Source organism: Fusobacterium varium (assembly GCA_021531615.1).
GTDB lineage: Bacteria > Fusobacteriota > Fusobacteriia > Fusobacteriales > Fusobacteriaceae > Fusobacterium_A > Fusobacterium_A varium_C.
Map to the genome: position 1 here is coordinate 71498 of JADYUE010000003.1, position 23549 is coordinate 95046.

The 23549-nt window shown below is 27.8% G+C and carries 20 protein-coding genes; 15 read left to right on the plus strand and 5 right to left on the minus strand.

What is annotated here, in order from left to right; genetic code table 11:
• Window positions 1-79 precede the first annotated feature (79 nt).
• Window positions 80-1417 carry an MATE family efflux transporter gene (locus tag I6E31_02930; GenBank protein ID MCF2638924.1) on the plus strand — a complete coding sequence of 446 codons (1338 nt, stop codon included), beginning with the start codon at window positions 80-82 and terminating at the stop codon, window positions 1415-1417.
• A gap of 10 nt (window positions 1418-1427) precedes the next feature.
• Here I6E31_02930 and I6E31_02935 read toward each other — a convergent pair whose 3' ends face one another.
• On the minus strand, window positions 1428-2237 hold the full coding sequence (locus I6E31_02935) for a MerR family transcriptional regulator (protein ID MCF2638925.1): 810 nt from the start codon (window positions 2235-2237) through the stop codon (window positions 1428-1430).
• Between the two features lie 100 nt (window positions 2238-2337).
• Between I6E31_02935 and I6E31_02940 the strand changes: the two genes are divergently transcribed.
• The 6 genes from I6E31_02940 (at window position 2338) to I6E31_02965 (ending at window position 8477) form a co-directional block, all read left to right on the plus strand.
• Window positions 2338-2583 (plus strand): hypothetical protein, encoded by a 246-nt coding sequence (locus I6E31_02940; GenBank protein ID MCF2638926.1) that lies wholly within the window; start codon window positions 2338-2340, stop codon window positions 2581-2583.
• Window positions 2584-2607: 24 nt separating this feature from the next.
• Complete coding sequence (locus tag I6E31_02945) at window positions 2608-3654, plus strand: polysaccharide biosynthesis C-terminal domain-containing protein (protein MCF2638927.1); 1047 nt, start codon at window positions 2608-2610, stop codon at window positions 3652-3654.
• Between the two features lie 124 nt (window positions 3655-3778).
• Complete coding sequence (locus I6E31_02950) at window positions 3779-4516, plus strand: MurR/RpiR family transcriptional regulator (GenBank protein ID MCF2638928.1); 738 nt, start codon at window positions 3779-3781, stop codon at window positions 4514-4516.
• A 117-nt stretch (window positions 4517-4633) separates the two neighbouring features.
• The gene (locus I6E31_02955) at window positions 4634-6184 is read left to right on the plus strand and encodes a PTS transporter subunit EIIC (protein MCF2638929.1); all 1551 of its coding nucleotides are present in this window, start codon (window positions 4634-4636) and stop codon (window positions 6182-6184) included.
• A gap of 13 nt (window positions 6185-6197) precedes the next feature.
• On the plus strand, window positions 6198-7523 hold the full coding sequence (locus I6E31_02960) for a 6-phospho-alpha-glucosidase (GenBank protein ID MCF2638930.1): 1326 nt from the start codon (window positions 6198-6200) through the stop codon (window positions 7521-7523).
• Window positions 7524-7694: 171 nt separating this feature from the next.
• A complete protein-coding gene (locus I6E31_02965) occupies window positions 7695-8477 on the plus strand; it encodes an HAD family phosphatase (protein ID MCF2638931.1) in 783 nt (260 codons plus the stop codon).
• Window positions 8478-8602: 125 nt separating this feature from the next.
• Here I6E31_02965 and I6E31_02970 read toward each other — a convergent pair whose 3' ends face one another.
• On the minus strand, window positions 8603-9775 hold the full coding sequence (locus I6E31_02970; protein ID MCF2638932.1) for a cation:proton antiporter: 1173 nt from the start codon (window positions 9773-9775) through the stop codon (window positions 8603-8605).
• 241 nt (window positions 9776-10016) lie between these two features.
• On the opposite strand from I6E31_02970, the gene I6E31_02975 reads away from it, so the two are divergent.
• Window positions 10017-11051 carry a P1 family peptidase gene (locus I6E31_02975; GenBank protein ID MCF2638933.1) on the plus strand — a complete coding sequence of 345 codons (1035 nt, stop codon included), beginning with the start codon at window positions 10017-10019 and terminating at the stop codon, window positions 11049-11051.
• A gap of 93 nt (window positions 11052-11144) precedes the next feature.
• Window positions 11145-12656, plus strand: coding sequence for a DUF1846 domain-containing protein (locus tag I6E31_02980; protein MCF2638934.1), 1512 nt, complete (start codon window positions 11145-11147; stop codon window positions 12654-12656).
• Between the two features lie 39 nt (window positions 12657-12695).
• Here I6E31_02980 and I6E31_02985 read toward each other — a convergent pair whose 3' ends face one another.
• Entirely contained in the window at window positions 12696-13064 is a 369-nt protein-coding gene (locus tag I6E31_02985; GenBank protein ID MCF2638935.1) for a VOC family protein, read from the minus strand.
• Window positions 13065-13219: 155 nt separating this feature from the next.
• On the opposite strand from I6E31_02985, the gene I6E31_02990 reads away from it, so the two are divergent.
• From I6E31_02990 to I6E31_03010, 5 genes are all read left to right on the plus strand, one after another.
• Window positions 13220-13933 carry an MBL fold metallo-hydrolase gene (locus tag I6E31_02990; protein ID MCF2638936.1) on the plus strand — a complete coding sequence of 238 codons (714 nt, stop codon included), beginning with the start codon at window positions 13220-13222 and terminating at the stop codon, window positions 13931-13933.
• Window positions 13934-14025: 92 nt separating this feature from the next.
• Entirely contained in the window at window positions 14026-16779 is a 2754-nt protein-coding gene (locus I6E31_02995; protein MCF2638937.1) for a DEAD/DEAH box helicase, read from the plus strand.
• Between the two features lie 17 nt (window positions 16780-16796).
• Entirely contained in the window at window positions 16797-18563 is a 1767-nt protein-coding gene (locus tag I6E31_03000; protein MCF2638938.1) for a hypothetical protein, read from the plus strand.
• Window positions 18564-19027: 464 nt separating this feature from the next.
• Entirely contained in the window at window positions 19028-20530 is a 1503-nt protein-coding gene (gene yfcC, locus I6E31_03005; GenBank protein MCF2638939.1) for a putative basic amino acid antiporter YfcC, read from the plus strand.
• A gap of 140 nt (window positions 20531-20670) precedes the next feature.
• The gene (locus I6E31_03010; protein ID MCF2638940.1) at window positions 20671-21726 is read left to right on the plus strand and encodes an AEC family transporter; all 1056 of its coding nucleotides are present in this window, start codon (window positions 20671-20673) and stop codon (window positions 21724-21726) included.
• Between the two features lie 55 nt (window positions 21727-21781).
• On the opposite strand, the gene I6E31_03015 is transcribed toward I6E31_03010, so the two are convergent.
• On the minus strand, window positions 21782-22285 hold the full coding sequence (locus I6E31_03015) for a hypothetical protein (protein ID MCF2638941.1): 504 nt from the start codon (window positions 22283-22285) through the stop codon (window positions 21782-21784).
• Window positions 22286-22399: 114 nt separating this feature from the next.
• Here I6E31_03015 and I6E31_03020 point away from each other — a divergent pair, with 114 nt between their 5' ends.
• Window positions 22400-22891, plus strand: a complete 492-nt coding sequence (locus tag I6E31_03020; GenBank protein MCF2638942.1) for a dCMP deaminase family protein — start codon at window positions 22400-22402, stop codon at window positions 22889-22891.
• A gap of 25 nt (window positions 22892-22916) precedes the next feature.
• Here the strand turns inward: I6E31_03020 and I6E31_03025 are convergent, their stop codons facing one another.
• Window positions 22917-23276: a hypothetical protein gene (locus I6E31_03025; protein MCF2638943.1), complete on the minus strand. Its 360-nt coding sequence runs from the start codon at window positions 23274-23276 to the stop codon at window positions 22917-22919.
• Window positions 23277-23549: the final 273 nt, after the last annotated feature.

A 23549-nucleotide genomic window follows, 5' to 3' on the forward strand; every position in this document is an offset into this window, starting at 1 on the left:
TTTTTCTTGTAAAAAGTATAATTAAAATTTTATAATAAAAATACAATTTAAATATTATATATTTTTAAATGGGGGAGAAATGGAGAAAAGAAAAAAGAAATCTATATCAATGACAGAGGGAAATATAGTAAAAAGTCTTTTACTGTTTTCAATTCCATTGATATTAGGAAATCTTCTACAACAAACATATAATACAGTGGATTCAATAATAGTAGGAAACTATGTTGGAAGCAGTGCTTTAGCAGCTGTTGGATCAAGTACAGCGTTGATAAATCTATTGATAGGGTTTAGCCAAGGAATATCTGTTGGAGCAGGGGTAATTGTATCTCATTCCATAGGAGCTAAGGACAATAAAAAAATTGAGCTTTCAGTTCATACAGCTATGATGTTGTCAATTTTATTTGGGACTTTTCTTTCAATAGTTGGTTTTATATTTACACCTCAACTTCTTGAATGGATGAAAACTCCAATTGAAGTTATGCCAGAATCAATAACTTATTTGAGATTATTTTTCTTAGGAACAGTATTTAATATTGTTTATAATATGGAAGCTGGAATTTTAAATGCAGTGGGAAACTCAAAACGTTCTCTTCTATATTTGGGAGTTGCCTCAGTAACAAATATTATTTTAGATATAATTTTTGTTAAAATTTTAGGAATGGGGGTAAGTGGAGTAGCTATTGCAACAAATATTAGCCAATTTATCTCTTGTATATTAGCACTTAGATTTTTAGTAAAAGTATCTGATAATTATAGAGTATACTTAAATAAAATAAAAGTTCATAAGGAAACAGCTATAAAAATTGTAAAAATAGGACTTCCAACTGGGATTCAAAGTATGGTAGTATCTCTTTCAAATGTTCTTATTCAATCAAGTGTAAATACTTTTGGTGCCAGTGTAATGGCAGGTTTTGGAGCTTATTTAAAGGTGGATGGATTTAATATATTACCTGTTTTAAGTTTAGGAATGGCTAGTACAACTTTTACAGGACAAAATTATGGAGCAGGAAAGAAAGATAGAGTTAAGAAAGGACTTTGGATAACTATAGCTATGGGAGTAATTTATACAACTATAATAGGAATACTGTTATTTATTTTCTCTCAATCCATTATGCAATTATTTACACAAGATGAAAAGATAATAGATGCAGGTATTAAAGCTATGAAATATTTCTGTCCTTTCTATGCACTGTTAGCTATACTTCATTCATTGGTAGGAGCAGTAAGAGGAACAGGAAAAACAATGCCACCTATGATAATTCTCCTTTTCTCAATGTGTATATTTAGAATTATTTGGCTTCACTTTATCTTACCAATGAATAATACAATAGATAATATCTATGTTCTTTACCCTATCTCTTGGGGAATTGGTGTTATACTAATGGGAATTTATCTTTGGAAAGCTAAATGGTTGTAAGAGAAATATCTTAAGAGAGCGTTACTGGGATTTGAATCTCAGTAATATACTCTTCAATATTATCAGTAATATGAATTTCAATGTGATAGATCTCAATAATATCCCCGATAACAGTAAGATTATTTGTAGTGATAAAATTTTTTAAATTTTTATAGTGATCTATCACATTTTCATAGCTTCCTTTAAAAGTAAAAGTTAGATAAGTTCCTTTAGGGATAATATGATCTGTTTTATCTGTTGTAATAATAAAAGTGCTGTTGTAATCAAAATAATTTTCATTTTTCCAATTTTCAAGTTTTATTGTGGCTCCTATTTCACTCTCAGTAAAAATAAAATCATTATCTTCAAAATTCAATCTCTTCAATTTTTTAAGTTCAAAATCTATCTCCTCTTCCTCTTTAAAATGCCCCTCTTTGAATAGAACATACCTGTTGTCAATCTCTTTTATTATAGGAGTTTCAAAGTGAGAAAAATTTTCAAAATACTCTATATTTTTCTTTTTTTCTTCAAGTTCCTCTTTTAAAGAGAGAAGTTTTTTTAATTGTTCATTAATTTTAGTAAGTTGAAAATTAATTACAGTTTTAGTTTTTTCCATACTTCTATCATTTAAAAAATTAGTTATCATATCTAGAGAAACACCAAGATTTCTCAAATTTCTAATATTATTTAATTTCCATATCTGCTTTTGTGAATAATATCTATAACCATTTTCTCCTCTCATATCAGGAGTAATTAAACCTATTTTTTCATAATATCTCAAAATATCACTACTAATATTATATAACTTGCTAATCTCACCAATTTTATAAAATTTTTTCATAAAATCACCTATTTTTTTAAATATTATAACATATTTTACTTGACATTAGAATAGTTCTAAGGTTTATCATATAGTTATAAAAAGTGAGGGGTGATTTAAAATGAAAGGAAACAAAGGACTATTAAAGACCATTTTGAGGTATAGTGTACCTTCAGTTGTTTCAATGTGGATGTTTACTATTTATAGTATGGTAGATGGAATTTTTATCGGTAAATATGTAGGACCATTGGGACTAGCAGGGGTAAATATCACTATGCCGCTTATTAACTTTACATTTGCTATTGGAATAATGATAGCTGTTGGAAGTTCTACACTAATAGCAATACACTATGGTGCTGGTGACTGAACAGCAGGGAATAAAATATTTACAATGGCAACTATATCTTTAGCAGTTTTTGGAGTGGTGTTATCAATATTGATTACTATTTTTATTGAGCCAGTTATCCATTTTTTAGGTGGAGAGGGAGTTCTTTTCACATATGTTAAAGACTATATGAGCATTATTATTTTATTCTGTGTATGCTATATGGTAGGTTATGCCTTAGAAATATATATTAAAGTAGATGGGAATCCAGTATATCCAGCTATATGTGTTCTAATGGGTGGAATTATGAATATTGTATTAGATTATCTTCTTGTAGCAGTTTTCCCATATGGAATAAAGGGAGCAGCTTTTGCAACAGGGATATCTCAATTAACGTCTACCTCAATGCTACTTTATTATATTTTATTTAAAACTAAAAAAGTAAAATTTACAAAGATTAAGTATTCATTCTTAGAATTAATAAAAATTTCAAAGGTAGGTTTTGCAGAATTCTTAGCAGAAGTTTCAACAGGTATTGCTATTTTTGTATTTAACCTTGTAATATTAAAATCTCTAGGAGAAAAGGGAGTATCAGCATTTGGAGTTATAGGTTATATCTCTTCATTTGTGGTAATGACAATGATAGGATTTAGCCAAGGAATACAGCCAATAGTAAGCTTTAACTTAGGAGCTAAAAAATATGATAATGTAATAAAAACATTGAAGATAAGTTTGATAATGATAATTATTACAGGAGTAATATTCTATGGTGGAATAAATCTTTTTGCTGATAAGATAATACATACTTTCTTAAATGATCCTGATACTTTCTCATTGACAAAGTATGCTTTAGTAATATATAGTTTTGCCTATATTATCAATGGTTTAAATATAGTTACGGCTGGATATTTTACAGCAATAAAAAAAGTTGATATTTCTACATTGATAACAGTTTTAAGAGGGGTAATATTAATAATAGCATTTTTATATATTCTGCCTAAATACTTAGGTAATGATGGAATTTGGTGGACAGTGCCTATTGCAGAGTTGTTGACACTTATGTTATCAACTTATTATATAAGAAAATATAGTTTACAATATAGTAAAGCTTAGAGAATGACTAACTCAAATTGATAATTTCAGTTTGGGTTAGTTTTTTTATAAAAACTTTTCTATTATTTGAATTTTTGTTAAAATATCTTTAAGTTAAAAGAAACTATTTGTGTGTGAGGTGAATATGGAAAAGTTAATAAAATTTTATGATGACTTAACTAATAGTGAGAAAGAGATTTTTGATTACATATTTAATCATCAAGATGAAGTTAAAAATATGAAAATAATGGATTTAGCTAAAAAAATATTAGTTTCAAAAACATTGATAATAAATATGACCCAAAAATTAGGTTTTAGTGGATATACAGATTTTAAATATTATTTAAAATCTGGGAATATACCTAAAATAAAAAAAGATGAGTATGAAAGTATTCAATCAAATTTAAAAGAAGATATAGAAAAAACATTTTCTTTAGTAAATACTAAGGAGATAAAAAATATAGTTAGAGAGATTCAAAAGGTAAAAACTATATATGTTGTCGCTAGAGGAACAAGTAAATCTGTAGGATCTCATTTAAATCATTTGCTTTTAACTTTAGGATTTAGATGTATATTTTTAGAAGATTATAATTTGATCACTAATGTTGCTAAAACATTAGAAAGTAATGAGTTAGTTATTCTAATTTCTCTTTCAGGAAAGACAGATAAAGTATTGGAGATAGCTAGAATAGCAAAAATAAAAAAAACTAAAATAGTTTCTATCACTAATTTTTATAAAAACCCTTTAAGCTCATTAGCTGATTTCAAGTTATACTGTATATCAGAGCAAAAAGATACTAAAGTAAATGATAGTGCTTCTAGAATAGGAATGTATTTAATAGTTGAAATTATAATAGAAACTTTAAAGTATCAAATGACATAAGTCATATTTTATGACTTTTTTTTGTAAATAGATAACATATCATCTGTTTTAAATTGAATTACCCTTTTTCATATGCTAACATTTAGTCAACATATATATGCATAAGAGGAGGGTAAGATGAAAAGTTATACTGATAAAGTTCAAAAATTTGGTCGTTCTCTATTATTACCAATAGGTGTTATGGCTCCTATTGGAATGATTTTAGGGATTACTGGTGCTTTTGTTCAAAGTTATATGATTGCTAAATTTCCTGTTTTAGGAAATCCAGTTATTAATGTTACATTAAAAAGTCTTAGAACAATAGCTGGAACAGTATTTGATAATATTCCTTTATTATTTGCTATGGGAGTTGCTTATGGATTAAGTAAAAAAGATAAAGGAATAGCTGTTTTTGCATCTGTTTTAAGCTATTTAGTTTTAATAGTATCAATGAGTGTGTGTTTACAAGTAAGTGGGAATATGGCAGACTCAGCTGTAATGAGTCAAATGGGACAAATAAAAATATTAGGAATTCAAACGTTAAATATAAATGCAATGGGTGGAATTTTAGCTGGAGCAATAGCAGCTTGGGCAACTGATAAATTTTATAATCTAGAATTACCAATAGCTTTTGCTTTCTTCGCTGGAAAGAAATCTGTATCTATAATATGTATGGGAATAATGGTAGTTATAGGAGTTGTTCTTCCTTTTATATGGCAACATTTTGTAACAGGGCTTACTGGGTTATCTGTGGTATTTTTAAGTAAATTTGGTCCTTTCTTCACTGCTGGAGGAGAAAGATTGTTTATTCCTTTTGGACTTCATCATCTATGGAATGCGTTATTTAGATTTACAGAAGCTGGGGGAAGTTATGTAATAGATGGAACTACTTTTGTTGGAGTTGTTCCTACAATGGGAGAGATTCTTTTTAAACAAGGTCCAGATTCTCAATATTGGTCATTGATGCCAAAATTAACTAGATTTATGGTTCAACAACAAATGCTTTGTACTATGTTTGCTTTTCCTGCTATAGCTTTAGCTATGTATAAAACTGCTTATAAAGAAAATAAGAAGATGGTAAAAGGATTGATGATTACTTGTGTAGTAACTGCACTATTAGGAAATGTAACAGAACCATTAGAATTTTCATTTGTATTTTTATCACCAGTTCTTTATGCAATATATGCTTGCATAATAGGTTTAGGAGCGGTTTGTCTATCTTTAGCTAATGTTGCTATTGGTTATATTCGTGGAACTATTTTTGACTTTGTAATCTTTGGATTATTATATAAAGGAACTAACTGGTTATATTTTATTATAATAGGTTTATGTCTTTCAGTAGTTACTTACTTTATTTTTAAATGGTTTATTTTAAAATTTGATATAAAAACTCCTGGAAGAGAGGAAGCTATTTTAACTACTAATGAATTAATAAAAGAGAAGAGATATGGTGAAATTGCTAAAATTGTAATAGAAGGTTTAGGAGGAAAGGGAAATATTAAAAATGTTGACAACTGTATCACTAGATTAAGAATAGATTTAGTAGATAGTAAATTAGTTGATCAAAAAATTCTAGAAAAATCTGGATATACAGGAATTTTCTTTCCAATGGCTAATCATATTCATTTAGTATATGGTCCTTTAGTTGAATTTGTAAGAAATGCTGTAGATGACGAGTTAAAAAAATAGAGGTGAATAATTGATGAAAAGAAAAGAAAATGTGATAACAATAGCTGGAGCTGGAAGTGCAAGAGTACCTGCACTTTTAGGAAACTTAATAGAGTATAAAGAAAGATTTCCGCTAAAAAAGATAATTATGTTTGATATTGACAATGAACGTATGGTACAAATGGAAGCTTATGATAGACTTGTATTAAAAACTTATTATCCTGAAGTTGAAGTAATATTTACTACTGACCCTGATGTAGCATATAAAGATATAGACTTTGTATTTTGTCAAATGAGAGTTGGAAAAGGAGAGATGAGAAGCTTTGATGAAAAGATTCCTTTAAAATATGGACTAGTAGGGCAAGAAACTTGTGGTCCTGGAGGTTTTGCCTATGGAATGCGTTCTCTTCAAGGGATGAAAGAGATGGTGGAAAAAGTAAGAAGTTATTCAAAAGATACATGGATTTTGAACTATACTAATCCTGCTGCAATTGTTGCATTGGGACTTGACAGAATGTTTCCTGAGGATAAGAGAATTTTAAATCTATGTGATCAACCATATTCACTATTAAAATCATATGCTAAAATTTTAGAAGTTCCACAAGAAACATTAATTCCTAAATACTTTGGTCTAAATCACTTTGGATGGTTTACAGGATTAAAAGGAACAGATGGAAAAGATTATTTTGATAAGTTAAGATTTTATTTAAGAGATCATGATTTTAAGCCTTTTAATGCTGAGCAAAGAGATAAATCATGGTTAGATACATATGTTAGAGTAAATAAATATATGAATTATTTTGATGAGTATATACCTACAACATATTTACAATATTATATGTTTCCAACTGAGATAGTTCAAGAAAGTGATCCAAAGTTTACTAGAGCTGACGAAGCAAAATTAGGAAGAGAAAAAGAGGTATTTGAAACTTGTAAATTAGCAGAGAACAGAGAAGATATGTCTGGAATAAAAATGTTAACTAATAGTGTATTTGGAAAATTAATGGTAGAGGTTGCTGAATCAATAGCTTATGATCTAAATAATCCTTTTGTTGTAATGGTAAAAAATAATGGAATTATTCCTAATTTTCCACAAGATGCTATTATAGAAGTTGATGGAACTATAGGTAAAGATGGAGCAAAGGGAAATTATTTTGGAGAAATTTCAACATTCTATAAAGGATTAATGGAAAGTCAATATGCCTATGAACTTTTAACAGTTGAAGCTTTTATGGAAAAAAATTATACAAAAGCTCTTCAAGCTTTAACTCTTAATAGAACAGTAATTGAACCAAATAAAGCAAAATTAGTTTTAGATGATTTAATGGAAAAAAATAGAGAGTATTGGTATTTAGATTAGTTTAGAAAGTAAAAAATAAGAGTAAAGACATTTTTAATGTGCTATTTTTTAGTTACATTAAAAGTGTCTTTTTATATTTTGAGAGAAAAATTTATTTTAAATATAAAAAACTTTATTTTTTTTAAAATAATGTGTTAAAATAGAAAAAAGTTAAAAAGGGGAGCAAAGGCAATGATAAAATTAATAGTAGCAGATATGGATGGAACACTTTTAAATGATAATAATGAAATAAATGAAGAGTTTTGGGAAGTACATAAAAAATTAAAAGAAAAAGGGATAATCTTTGCAGTAGGAAGTGGTAGACAGTATCACAACTTAAAAGAGAGATTTTCTTCTATAAAAGATGATATGTTATTTATTGCAGAGAATGGAACTTATGTAGTTTATCACGAGGAAGAACTATATATAAATACTATTGAAAAGAAAGACTTAGAAAAGATTTTAAAAATAGCTAGAAATATTGATAATTGTAAGGTTGTTTTATGTGGAAAAAACTCAGCTTATACAGAGGCAACAGAGGAAAATTTTTTAACAGAGATGAGAAAATATTATTCAGAATTAAAGCAAGTTGAAAAATTAGAAGAGGTTGAAGATGATATAATGAAAGTAGCTTTTTGTGATTTTTCAGGTTCAGAAGAGAATAGTTTTAACTATTATAAGGATTTTGACTCAAAATTTAAAGTAGTTGTATCAGGTAGAATTTGGCTTGATATTATGAAAGATGATGCTAATAAGGGAAAAGCAGTTGAGATGGTACAGAAAAAACTTGGAATAACTTATGATGAAACAATGATTTTTGGAGATTATTTAAATGATTTAGAGATGATGAGTATGGGAAAATATAGCTTTGCTATGGCTAATGCTCATGAAATTTTAAAGAAAAATAGTAATTATATAGCTGAAAGTAACAATGATAATGGTGTTGTAAAAGCAATAAAAGAGTATGTCTTATAATTTTTTTAATTTTGTAACAATATTGACATAAACATGGAGTATAGTTAAAGCATAATAAATCTTTCCCCAAGATGTTTTATATATAGTATTAAAAATAGAGCTGACGTTAAGTGCCAGCTCTATTTTTAATTTAGAAACTTTTTATATGTGTTATCTATTGCTAAAGCCCCCAATGGAGCAGTGATTAAAATAGCTAGAACAGCAATAGTCAAAACAAGATTTCCACAGTTTAACCCCATAGCCAAAGGAATTCCACCAATAGCAGCTTGTACAGTTGCTTTGGGAGTGTAAGCAAACATAGTGAAAAGTTTTTCCTTTTTATTCAAATTACTTCCTATTAAACAAAGAAAAACTCCAAACATTCTAAAGATTAAAACTAGAAGAATAAATATAATTGCTGTTGTACCAAAAGAGAGAGCATACTTAATATTTACAGTAGCACCAACTAAAACGAAAAGTAGAATTTCAGCAGCCACCCAAAGTTTAGAAAATTTTGAAGAGATTCTTTTAGCAAGAACTTCATAGTTTTTTAATATTCCTATACCAATACTCATTATAGATATAAGAGCTGAGAAAGGAATAAATCTGCTTAGATATATCTCTAACTCCAATAAAAGGAATGAAACACTTAATAGAATAACTATTTTTATAGAATCTCTCATATGGAAAGTTTTAAAGAATTTTATAAGTATTAGAGAGATAAGATATCCTATAATTATTCCAGTTAGAATAGCAAAGGGTACTTGTAAAAGAGCAGTTGAAGAGAAATTTCCACCTTTTTCAAAATTTAAAAAAGATGTGAAAAGTACAATTACAAAAACATCATCTACTGAAGCTCCAGCCATAACAAGTTGAGGGATACTTTTATTAGTTCCTTTTTTTGTTTCTATTAATTTTATCATTCTAGGAACAATAACTGCTGGAGAAACAGCAGCAAGAACACTTCCTAAGATAGCAGCTTCGATTATGGTAACATTAAAAAATTTAGGTGCAATTAAAACAGTTCCTAAAATCTCTAAAGTTGCAGGAAGAAAACACATAAGAATAGCAGGACGTCCTACTTTTTTTAGATCCTCTATATTTAGAGATAAGCCAGCTCTAGTTAAGATTATAACTAAAGCAAGTTGTCTAAGTGAGGAAGAGATATTTAGGATAGAGCTATCCAACAGATTTAAAGAGTAAGGACCTAGAATTATTCCTGTCAGTATCATTCCTAAAAGAGCAGGAAGTCTTAATTTGATAAAGATTGAACCTAATAAAAGACCAAGTAAAAATATTAAAGCTAGACTTGTTAACATATATCCTCCTAAAAATTAATAAAATAAAAAAACTGATAAATTCTGCATAACAAAAAAATGCAGAAGTCATCAGCTTAAAAGCGGTTTATGTTTAAAACAAAGGGAGACCTCATTCCCTAATTTTTCTTAAATATTATCATTTTTTAATTTCTTTGTCAAACTTCAAAGGGAAAATTTAAAAATTTTGATTAAATTTGAAATTGATATATAATAGAAATAGCATGATATTTGGAGGGTAGAAATGGGAATTGAAAATATTAAATTAAAAATAGGAAAATTACAAAAGGGAAAGAACAACTTAATAACAGATGTAAAGGGAGTAAAAGTAGGACATAAAACCTTGGATAATGGCAATATAAAAACAGGGGTAACAGCTATAATTCCCCATAGTGATAATATCTTTAGAGAGAAATTAATCTGCTCATCATATGTGATAAATGGTTTTGGAAAAAGTGTAGGACTTGTTCAAATTAATGAATTGGGAACTTTAGAGACTCCAATTATATTAACAAATACTTTAAGTGTAGGAACTTGTAGTACAGCCTTAGTAAAATATATGTTGAAGGAGAATGATGATATAGGGGTAACAACAGGAACAGTTAACCCAGTAGTATGTGAGTGTAATGATGGATACTTAAATGATATTCGTGGACTTCACGTAAAAGAGGAAGATGTTTTTGATGCCATAGAAAATGCAGAAATAAACTTTAAAGAGGGAAATATTGGAGCAGGAACAGGTATGAGTTGTTATCAACTTAAAGGAGGAATAGGTTCTGCTTCTAGAGTTTTAAAGCTAGATGATAAAGAGTATACAATAGGTTCTCTTGTTCTTTCAAATTTTGGATTAAAAGAGGATCTTTTAGTAGATGGAATAAAAGTTGGAGAAAAAATTTTAGAAAAAGAGAGTGAAGAGTTAGAAAAGGGATCTATAATAATAATTTTAGCTACTGATATTCCTATGAATGAGAGACAATTAAAAAGAATAGCTAAGAGAGTTCCAATAGGATTAGCAAGAACAGGATCTCATATAGGAAATGGAAGTGGAGATATAGTAATTGCTTTTTCTACTGCTAATAGAATAAAACATTATGAAGATAGAGATATAGTAAGTATAAAAATAATAAATGAAAATATTATAGATAAAGTTTTTAGAGGAGTAATAGAATGTGTTGAAGAAGCTGTTATTAGTTCACTTTTACACAGTGAAAAAACAATTGGAACATCTGAACATAAAAGGGAATCATTGAAAAAATATATTGATTATTTAGTTAAATAGTTACTAGAATTTCTTTAATAAATATGCTAAAATAGAAAGTCGGAAAAATTTAAAGTTATTAGTATATTTTTTTATAAATAAAAGGAGAGATAGATGAAGATAGGTTTTGATCATAACAAATATCTAGAAGAGCAATCGAAGTATATCTTAGAAAGAGTTAATAATTATGATAAGTTATATTTAGAGTTTGGAGGAAAATTATTGTTTGACCTTCACGCTAAGAGAGTACTTCCTGGTTTTGATGAAAATGCTAAAATAAAACTACTTCAAAGACTTAAAGAGAAGGTAGAGGTAGTAATTTGTGTCTATTCTGGTGATATAGAGAGAAATAAAATCAGAGGAGACTTTGGTATTACATATGATATGGATGTTTTCAGACTTATAGACGATTTAAGAGATTATGAACTACAAGTAAATAGTGTAGTTATAACTAGATATGATGACCAACCTGCAACAAATCTATTTATAACAAAACTAGAGCGTAGAGGTATAAAAGTATATAAACATAGAGCTACAAAAGGTTACCCTATGGATATAGATACAATAGTAAGTGATGAAGGATATGGAAAAAATCCATATATTGAAACTACAAAACCGATAGTAGTTGTTACTGCTCCTGGACCTGGTAGTGGAAAACTTGCTACTTGTTTAAGTCAATTATACCATGAATACAAAAGAGGAAGAGATGCAGGATATTCAAAATTTGAAACATTTCCTGTATGGAATGTACCTTTAAAACATCCTTTAAATATAGCTTATGAAGCAGCTACAGTGGATTTAAAAGATGTAAATATGATAGATCCATTCCACTTAGAAGCTTATGGAGAAACTGCTGTAAACTACAATCGTGATGTAGAAGCTTTCCCTCTTTTAAAAAGAATTATAGAAAAAATCACTGGAAAAGAATCAATCTATAAATCTCCAACAGATATGGGAGTAAATAGAGTTGGTTTTGGAATTGTTGATGATGATGTAGTTAGAGAAGCATCAAAACAAGAGATTATAAGAAGATATTTTAAAACAGGTTGTGAGTATAAAAAGGGATATGTTGATAAAGAAACATTCCAAAGAACAAAAGTTATTATGGAATTTTTAAATCTAAAAGAGCAAGATAGAAAAGTTGTAGGAGTAGCAAGAGAAAGACTTGAAAAACTAAAAAATGAGCAAAGTGATAAAAATGGAATTTGCTCTGCAATAGCTATGGAACTTCCTGATGGAACAATAGTTACAGGTAAAAAATCTTGCTTAATGGATGCAGCATCAGCAGCAATATTAAATGCAATAAAACATTTTGCAAACATCAATGATGAGATATTATTAATATCTCCAGTTATACTTGAACCAATTATCAATTTAAAGAGCAAAACTCTTATGAGTAAAAATGTTGCATTAGATACAGAGGAAGTATTAATTGCTCTTAGTATCTCAGCAGCAACAAACCCTATGGCACAAGTGGCTATGGAAAAACTTCATATGTTAAAAGGAACACAAGCACATTGCACAAATATCCTTGGTAAAAATGATGAGCAAACATTGAGAAAATTAGGAATAGATCTTACTTGTGATCAAGTATTCCCAACAGAAAATTTATATTATAATGCATAATCAAAAGCACCCTTTGGTATACAGAGGGTGCTTTTGTTTTTATCTTTGAGGAACTATTTCAATCCAGTAACCATCAGGATCAGTAATAAAATAGATTCCCATTGATGGATTTTCATAAGCTATACAACCCATAGCTTTATGTTTTTCATAAGCTTTATCAAAATCGTCAGTAACAAGAGCTAAATGGAACTCTTCATCTCCAAGATCATAAGCTTCCTCTCTATCTTTTAGCCAAGTTAGTTCAAGAGAGAAATTATTTTTTCCATCTCCTAAATAAACAAGAATAAAGCTATCATCACTAGCTACTTTTCTTCTTACCTCTTTCAATCCAAGTGCTTCTTCATAAAACTTTAAGCTTTTTTCTAAATCTAAAACATTAAAATTAAAGTGATTAAATGCAAAATTCATAAAATACCCCCTTTAATAAATTATACTTTAAAGATATACTATCTTAATTGTAAAGTCAATAAAAAATAAAGAAGAGTAAAAAAGTTTAAAATAAACATTTTAGATTTGTAAAAATCATGGTATAATATATAGTCGAAAAATAATGAGGAGGAAGAATGAATATTTATTATATTTATCATAGTTGTTTTGTAGTTGAAGATGAAAAAAATATATTAATTTTTGATTATTATAAAACTCCAAGAAAATTAGAGTCTAAAATAGAGATTTTAGATTTTATTAAAAGAAAAGATAAAAAAGTATCTGTTTTTTCTTCACATATACACCATGATCATTTTAATCCTGAAATATTAAAATGGCATGAAATTAATGGAAATATCAAGTATATTTTTAGTTCAGATATAAAAGTTAAACCAAATGATTTAGATATAATATTTTTAGAAGAAAATCAAGAGAGAAAAACTTCAGATCTGACTATAAAAACTTATGGTTCAACAGATGAAGGAGTATCTTTTTGGGTAGAGGTAGGAGAAAAGGTAGTATTCCATGCTGGGGATCTGAATTGGTGGGCATGGTCAGATGATACTTTAGAAGAAGAAAAGTATATGAAAGAGAAGTTTCAAGGGATAATAGAGAAGATAAAAGAAAATGATAAGAAAATAGATATTGCATTTTTTCCAGTAGACCCTAGATTGGAAGAGAATATGTTTAAAGGTGGGGAATATTTTATTGAGAAGCTAGAGCCTAAATATTTTGTTCCTATGCACTTTGATAATGGTTATAAAGAGATAGAGGAGTTTAGAAAACAGTTTTCTAATTCAAAAACAGAGGTATTAAAAATAAAAGATATTTTAGAAAAAATTGAATACTAAAATAGAATAAAATAAATTATATAACATTGATAAAAAGCAGAGTTTTTGTTATAATATACATTAAATGATAAAAAATATAGTAAGGAATGATTATGAACTGGGAAAAGAAAGAATACAGAATAGAAGATATTTATATAATGTTAAAAACAGATGAAAAGGGAAAATATATAGTTCCTGTTTTGAGTAAAGATGAGATATTAGAATCTTTAGATTTTATAGATATAGATGATGAAAAATATAATAAGATGAAAGCTGTACTTTCTTATATTAAGGGGATAAAGGAGGACAGCTTCTTTATTGATTGGGAAAAGGAGTATCAAGAAGCTTACCTCAGCGAACATTCAAATCTGATTCCCTACCTAATAGACAATGAAAAATTTGTTGATGAGAATATGAACACTATAAAGTGGGAGAAAGAGAATAATGTTTTAACTCTTATTATTAAAGAAAAAGAGGGAGATACAAATTTATTGTGTACAGAGCTTCTTTTAAATGAGAGTTATAATGACTTTGAAATAGTTACTGAAGAGGTGTTAGAGAGAGAAGGTGTATTCTATCTTCTACCTTTTGAAGAGAATAACCTTCACACTCTTAAAGAGCTTATAGGAACAATAAGTAAAAAAGAGTTGGAAAACTTTATAACAATGACAGTAAAATATTTTAAAAATATTGAGATAGAGTATTTAGATTATAAAATTGTAGAGGGAGAGAAGAATACTCCTGTTCCTCAAGTTATTATAGAAAAAATTTCTCAAGACAATAGCTTATATCTGCAAATAAATGTTGTTATTTCAACAATGGATTATGAGTTTTTAAAGAAAAATGAGATCACGAAAACAGCAATAGTAAATAATCTTGAGAAGAAAATATCAATAAGTGAGATTGATTTAAGAAAATTGCCAGAAGCTGTGGAAGAGATTGTAAAAATTTTAGCAAAGCTTCAAAAAAATATAAAGATGAAGTCAGGTTTCTATTTAGATGATGATAACTTAATAATTTTACAAGAGAAATTAGCTAAGGAATTTATAACTAAAGAACTACTTCAACTTGCTTCAAAGTATAAGGTTGTTGGAACTGATAAGTTGAGAAAATATAATATAAAAGCTGTAAAACCAAAGGTTATTGGAAACTTTAGCCACTCAATAGATTTCTTAGAGGGAGAGGTAGAACTTGAGATAGAGGGAGAAAAATTCTCTATTTTAGATGTGTTATCATCATATAAAAAAGATTCATATATAGTTTTAAGTGATGGAACAAGTGCTCTTATCAATAGAAAATATATTGAGAAATTAGAGAGATTATTTAAAGATAGCGACGATAAGAAAAAAGTTAAACTTTCATTCTTTGATCTTCCAGTAATAGAAGAGCTTATTGAGGATAAGATATTTACTCAAGAGATGAATAAAAGTAGAAGTTTCTTTAAGGGAATTAATAGTGTAAAAGATTATGGTATTGATCCACCTAAGGTAAAGGCAAAACTAAGGGAATACCAAGAGTATGGATATAAATGGTTAGCATACTTAATGGATAATAATTTAGGTGGTTGTCTAGCTGATGATATGGGACTTGGAAAAACTTTACAAGCTATAGCAGTGCTAACAAGATTACATGAGGTTAAAGGAAAGAAAAGTTTAGTAATAATGCCAAAAAGTTTGATATATAACTGGGAAGGGGAAATAAAAAAATTCAGTCCTAAGTTAAAAGTTGGTATATATTATGGAAACTTTAGAAATACAGATATAATCAAGAAAAATAGTGTAATACTTACAACTTATGGAACAATAAGAAACGATATAGAAGTATTGAGAGATATGCAATTTGATACAATAATTCTTGATGAGTCACAAAATATTAAGAATATAAATGCACAAACAACAAAGGCTATAATGCTTCTTAATTCAAAAAATAGAATAGCTTTAAGTGGAACTCCAATTGAAAATAATTTAGGAGAACTATACTCACTATTTAGATTTTTAAATCCAGCTATGTTTGGGACAGCAGAGGAGTTTAATACTTACTATGCTGTACCTATTCAAAAGGAAAATGATCCTGAAGCAATAGAGGAGTTAAAGAAAAAAATATATCCATTTATTTTGAGAAGAGTTAAGAAAGAGGTTTTAAAAGATCTACCTGATAAGATAGAAAAAACTATGTTTATAGAGATGAATCCAGAGCAGAAAAAACTTTATGAAGAGAGAAGAAGTTACTATTATAAGATGGTTAATAGTCAAATCAAAGAAAATGGGATTGGAAAGACACAATTCTTTATTTTACAAGCTTTAAATGAGTTAAGACAGATAACAAGCTGTCCAGAATCAAAGAGTAATGGAGTTATGTCTAGTAAACGTGAAGTACTTGTAAACAATATTCTTGAAGCAGTAGAAAATGGACATAAGGTATTAGTGTTTACTAACTATATCAACTCTATTGAAAATATCTGTGAAGATCTAGAAAAGAATAAAATAAATTATCTATCAATGACAGGAAGCACAAAGGATAGACAATCATTAGTTGATAAATTCCAAAAGGATAATAAATATAAAGTATTTATAATGACATTAAAAACAGGAGGGGTAGGACTTAATCTTACAGCTGCTGACACGATATTTATATATGATCCTTGGTGGAATAAAACAGTAGAAAATCAAGCTATAGATAGAGCTTATAGACTTGGACAAGATAGAACAGTATTTTCTTATAAGTTAATTTTAAAAGATACAATAGAGGAGAAGATACTTCAACTTCAAGATACAAAAAGTAAATTGCTAGATAGTCTTATTTCAGAAGATAGTGCCTCAGTAAAGACACTTACAGAAAAAGACATTGAATTTATACTTGGAGAATAATTGACAGGGAGAGGAAAATGGGAATAAGTAAAGATAGATTTAGGGAGGCATTAAACGAATTTTACTCAAAAGAAGTTTTATTTAAATTATACAATAAGTATTTTTTAGATTGGATTGCTGAAGGGTATATAGGGAGTAATTTAGGACTTTTTGAAATATCTCTTATTTGTGAAAATAGTAATAAACAGACTTTTATTGATCTATTAGAGCAAGTTTATTTAAAGAAAGAGGTATTCTGTACAGCTTTTTCAACATTAGATGAAAATGTAAAAGAGATATTTAAAGATATTGTATGGAATGGAAAAGTTTTTATCTCTCCAAAAGATAGAGAAAAATATTTTAAAATGGAAAGTAACTATGATCTAAATAAGGATTTAAAAGATGAGTATCTATTTTTTAAAGTAGAGAAAGATAATAAAAAGGGAGAGTATTTTTATTTAGATTATGATCTAATTAGAGTAATAAGACAGTTTATGCCTAAACCAGTTGAATATAATCTAATTCCTTTAGATAAAATTGAAGAGTGTTTAGTTAATAATAATGAAAAAGAGTTAATTGAAAATTTAAGTATATACTATGATTTTTATAAACAAGGTGGAGTAGTACTTTCTAATAGTGGAAAAATTTTAAAAGAATCAAAAGTTAATATGAAAAAATATTGCAATATAAATGAGTTCTATGAAAATTCTAAAGATTTAGATTTCTTAAAGACAGAAACTATTGCACTATTTTTCTTCCTATTAAAAGAGCAATATTTAAAAGATGAGTATTTTAGAGTTTCTAATATCAAGGGAATAGTTCAAGATTTCTTAAATGGAGAATCTATTCAAGAGGAAAATTATCACTATACTTCTCTTTATCTTAATTATTTAAAAGGTGTTAAAAATATATGGAAATCTAAAGAGGAGATAAAAAGAGGACTTTTAACAATTAAAAAAATTCTTAATGAAATTCCTATGGATAAAATTGTAAGTGTGGATAATATAGTGAAAACTATTTTATATAGAGATGAATTCATTGAGATTATAGATGTTAAAGATGCTTATGACTATATCTATATAAATGAGGCTAACTATGAGAGAACAAAGATTTTAAATTATGACAGATATCTTCTTTATGTAGTTGTTCCATTTATAAAGTCTGTTTTATTTATACTAGGAGTATTGGGAGTACTAGAATTATACTATGATTTACCATCTATAAATAATCGTCTATACTTAAAAAATGGATATTTAAGTAAGTATGATGGGATTAAATATATAAAAGTTACAGAGTTAGGAAAATATTGTTTAGATAAAATAGAAAAATATGATTTCTCTCACATTAAAGAGGAGGGAGAGATTTTATTAGATGAGGATAGATTAATAGCTACTGTTATTGGAGATCTACCTATAAAAACTATGTTCTTAGAGAGAGTAGCTCAAAAAATAGCACCTAATAAGTATAAGTTTACAAGAGAAAGTTTTTTACGTGGAATAAAAGGTTGTGATGAGTTACAAGAGAGAATAGATGAGTTTAAAAATAAAATTTCATCTGAATTAAATAGTTATTGGACATCGTTCTTTGAAGATATGCTAGAGAAAAGTAGTGCAATTAAGGCAGATCGTGAATATGTAGTTTTAAAATTAAAAAATGATAGAGAGTTAATTTCTACAATAACAAAGGATACTAGATTTAGAAGTTTAATGTTAAAAGGTGAAGATTATCATATTTTAGTAAAAAGTGAAAATGTAAGTCAAGTTGTGGATCTTTTTAAAGAATATGGTTACTATGTAAACTTTTAAAACATCAAAACATTTAAATTATTAATAATATATTTAAAATAATATATTTATTATATTTTACTTTTATAGTTTTGTAAAGTATAATCAAACTTAAAAAATAAAGAATGATAGAGGTGCAGAAAACATTAGTAAAGATAGGGAGCTAGCAAGCAGTGATCTATTTTGAAAGGGAATTTTGCCGAAATAAAAAGAGTGCTAAATCTTTTTATTGGTAGTATGGAGAATATCTATGCTACTGTCATTGAATTTTCAATGGAGAGCTATCTGTGAATTTGAAACTATAAAATTACTTTATATTTGAATGAAAATCACAGTTTGTAAACCAGACTGTGATTTTTTTATTACATAAAAAATCTAGTAAAAATATAGGCTGAATGAAGAAAATGAAGTATTTTTTTACAAAAAGTTGATTTTTTTGCAAACATAAAGTATAATAATAGTATTAAAATGTATGGAGGGAAAAAATGAAGAAAAAATTTAACATGTCAGATACCTATGTTATAATATTCATAGTAATAATACTAGCTGCAATATTAACACATACAGTACCTGTAGGAAAATTCCAAATGGAAAAAGTAACTTACATTACTGAAACTGGAGCAGAAAAGACAAGATCAGTTCCTGTAGCTGGAAGCTTTGCTTATGAATTAGATGAACAAGGAGAGCCTCTAGTTAAAGGAATTAAATTCTTTGAACCTGGTGGAGAAGTTGGAGTAGCTAACTACGTTTTTGAAGGAATTGTAAGTGGAGACAAATGGGGAACTGCAGTAGGGGTAATTGCATTTATCCTTATTACAGGGGGATCATTTGGTATTATTTTAAAAACTAAGGCGGTTGAATCTGGATTATATGCTTTGATTAAAAAGACTAAGGGATCAGAATGGCTCTTACTTCCAATAGTATTCTTTGTATTCTCTTTAGGAGGAGCAGTATTTGGAATGGGAGAAGAGGCGATACCATTTGCAATGGTATTGATACCAATAGTAATTGGAATGGGATATGACGGAATTACAGGAATTTTAATTACTTATGTTTCAACTCAAATAGGATTTGGAACATCTTGGATGAACCCTTTCAGTGTTGCCATAGCTCAAGGGGTAGCAGGAATACCAGTATTATCAGCAGCAGGATTTAGAATAGCAATGTGGTCATTCTTTACAGCGTTTGGAATCTTATACACATTAAGATATGCTAAAAAAGTAAAAGCAGATCCTACAAGTTCTATTTCTTATGAAGCAGACAGATATTACAGAGAAGAATTTAAATCTGATGACCAAGATAAAATGGAATTCAAATTTGGACATACATTAGTACTTTTAATAGTTTTATTAGGAATGGCTTGGATTATTTATGGAGTAGTTAAATTTGGTTACTATCTACCAGAAATAGCAACTCAATTTGTTATAATGGGAGTTGCAGCAGGAATTGTTGGAGTAGTGTTTAAATTAAATAATATGACAGTAAATGATATTGCAACATCATTCAGAAAAGGAGCTGAAGATCTAATTGGAGCAGCTCTTGTAGTTGGAATGGCTAAAGGTATTGTATTAGTATTAGGAGGAGCAGATGCTGATACTCCAAGTGTACTTAATACAGTTCTTAACTGGGTTGCAAATGGATTAAGTGGAATGCCAGCAGCAATGTGTGCATGGGTAATGTATATATTCCAATCTGTATTCAACTTCTTTGTTGTATCAGGATCTGGACAAGCTGCATTAACAATGCCTATCATGGCTCCATTATCAGATCTAGTAGGAGTAACTAGACAAGTAGCTGTAATAGCTTTCCAATTAGGAGATGGATTTACAAACCTTATCGTTCCTACATCAGGAATTCTTATGGCTATACTAGGTATTGCTAGACTTGAATGGGGAATTTGGGCAAAATTCCAAATTAAATTCCAAGGATGGTTATTCCTATTTGGATCACTATTCGTTATAGCTGGGGTTTTAATGAAACTTCAATAATTAAGTAATTAAAAGTTATTTAAAGAGCAGAAAAGATTGTATCTGAGTATGCTCTTTTTTTATTTGCATAAATATATTTTTCTTGAATTTATTTGTAATTTAAGATAAACTTATTTTGAAATTTAGAAAAGAGGTTAAAAATGAATTTAGGAAAAATACTAGAAGATATATTGAATAATAATAATATAATAGGAACAATTTCATCAGTGCTGATAATAATATTAATAGGATTTATTTTTACTAAAAAGAAAATACTATCTGAAGTAACAGCAGAAAATTTAAGCAAGATTATTCTATTTTTAGCAATACCAGCTCTTTCATACAATGCTTTTATGCAAGATATGGATAGTGAAAAATTAAATCAAAGTATGAGTTTATTGATTTGGAGCATAGTTATTCATTTAGCTTTGATATTTATAAGCAGTATTATCTTTAAAAAATATGGTAAAAGTAAAAAAGATGTTTTAAGAATGATAACTATTTTTGGTTCTACAACTGTATTTGGAATACCAGTAATACAAGCTGTTTATGGAGATTTAGGAGCTATGTATGCTTCAGTATTCAATCTGCCTTATAGAGCATTATTATACACATATGGTTATATAACTATATCAGAAGTAAAGTTAAAAAAGGAAAATATAGGAAAGATTATAAGCAATCCTGTTATAGTAGCAACTTTTTTAGGAATGGGAGTTTGGATATTTCAAAAATATCTTCCTCAAATCTCTATAAATGAAAATGGAATTATAAGAAATTATGGAATTTTACGTATTGATAAAACAGCTTATTGGCTTTTTAAACCTATGCAGTATTTAGCAGCACTAAATGCTCCCCTTTCATGGTTATCTATTGGAATTACATTGGCAGGGGTGCCATTAGATGAAACATTGAAATCAAAAATTTCATGGAAATATAGCATTTTAAAAGTTAGCATAATTCCAATGGTATTAATTTCTATTTTTGTTGGATTAAAATTTATTGTTGGTTATGAGATATCCTATATAGCAGTAGCTACAATTATAATAATGATGGCTACTCCAGCAGCAACAGTGATAGCAACCTATGCTATTAATTTTAGAAAGGAACCATTGTTAGTTTCAAGTTGTTCATTAGCATCTTCTATATTGGCAGTGTTAATGATTCCTGCATTTATTGTGCTTATTGAAATTTTAAGAGAAATTGGAATTTTCATATAATAAAAATAAAAGGTTATTGTTTATATTAATCGACATAAGCAATAACCTTTTTATATTATTTTTTAATAAAAGTAGCAGAGTTTACATATTCAAGAATTAATTGAGAATCAATCATATTTTTATCTTTATCAAGAGTATCAACGCCTTTTAAAAATACAAATGTATAGATATCTGGAACAAATTTCATTGAATTACCTGAAAGAGTGATATCTCCATATTTTTCATTAATAGGTTTAGTATCAACATTTTTTCCCATTTTTTTTACAGTATCTAAATAAATTTGTTTAACCTCATCTCTACCAACAACATCTTTATTAAACAAAATTTCCACTTTAAAAAGTTGATCATTTACAAAGTAAAAAGAGTATTTAGAGATACCTTCATTTGGTTTAGGAAATGAAAACACTTCAACTGATGGATCTATTGATATTTCTTTTTCAAGTTTTGGAAAGATAAGTTCAAGTCTACTTTTGTTATCTCCCCAATTGATATCAGGAAAATCAATAATTCCAAAGGCTAGATTATATAAACATAGAAATAAAAAAATTAATTTTTTCATAAGAACCTCCTAAAAATATTATATAAATTATTTTACTATAAAATAGAAAAAATATCACTATATTTAAGTAAAAATGTGGTATATTAAAAATAAAAGATGAAAGGAAAAAATAAGATGAAAAGAGAAGATTATATTGAATGGGATGAATATTTTATGGGGATAGCTCTTCTTTCAGCTAAGAGGAGTAAAGATCCGAATACTCAAGTTGGAGCTTGTATAGTTAATACAGATAAAAGAATAGTTGGAGTAGGTTATAATGGGCTACCTAAAGGGTGTAGTGATGATGAGTTTCCTTGGGAAAGAGAGGGAGATTTTTTAGATACTAAATATCCTTTTGTATGCCATGCTGAATTAAATGCAATACTAAATAGTACCAAATCTTTAAAAGATTGTACTATATATGTAGCACTTTTTCCATGTCATGAGTGTAGTAAGGCTATAATTCAAAGTGGAATAAGAGAGTTAGTTTACCTATCTGATAAATATTCTGGAACAAAGTCAGATTTAGCTTCTAAAAAGATGTTAGATGCTGCTGGGGTAAAGTATAGAAAGTTAGAATCAAAATTAGATAAATTGGTTTTATCTTTTGATTCAAAAGATTATTAAAAAAGATAGTCTGTAAATTTACAGACTATCTTTTCTTTTTAAAGAAATCTTTAAAAGATTTTTTAGGCGTAACATCTTTCATCTCTTCCTGTTGTTTTCTATAATTTGACCAATTAGGATCATTTTTCATATTTTTTTTAAGTTGACTCATATATTGATAAGTTGTTTTAGCATCATTATATCTTTTTTTGATGTTAAATTTTATATCTTTTAATGTTGTTATAAAACCAACACCAACCTCTTTTGTATCATAGAACATTTTTTTTAAAAAAGTGTGTTTATATTCATAAATAGCACCACAGTGAGGACATTTATATTTTGCTGTTTTATCAGAAATTTTCATTTTCTTTTTACAAGCGGGACAAAGTAAAATTATTTTTTTCATAAGGCATACTCCTATTAATTTTTTTAATTAATTTTAACAGAGAAAGAAAATCTTTTCAAGTGAGGAACTACAATTATTACTTTGATAGAAAACTCTAATATCAGTTAAAATTTACTCTATTGAAGAAGAAAAAAATAAAATTAAATAAAATTTTAAAAAAGTTGTTGACAGAAAATATTATTTGTGGTAATATAAATCTTGTCCGCGAGAGAAAAGGACAAAATAAAAAAAGAAAATAAGGACATTAGCAACAGAATAGAGAAAGATGATAAA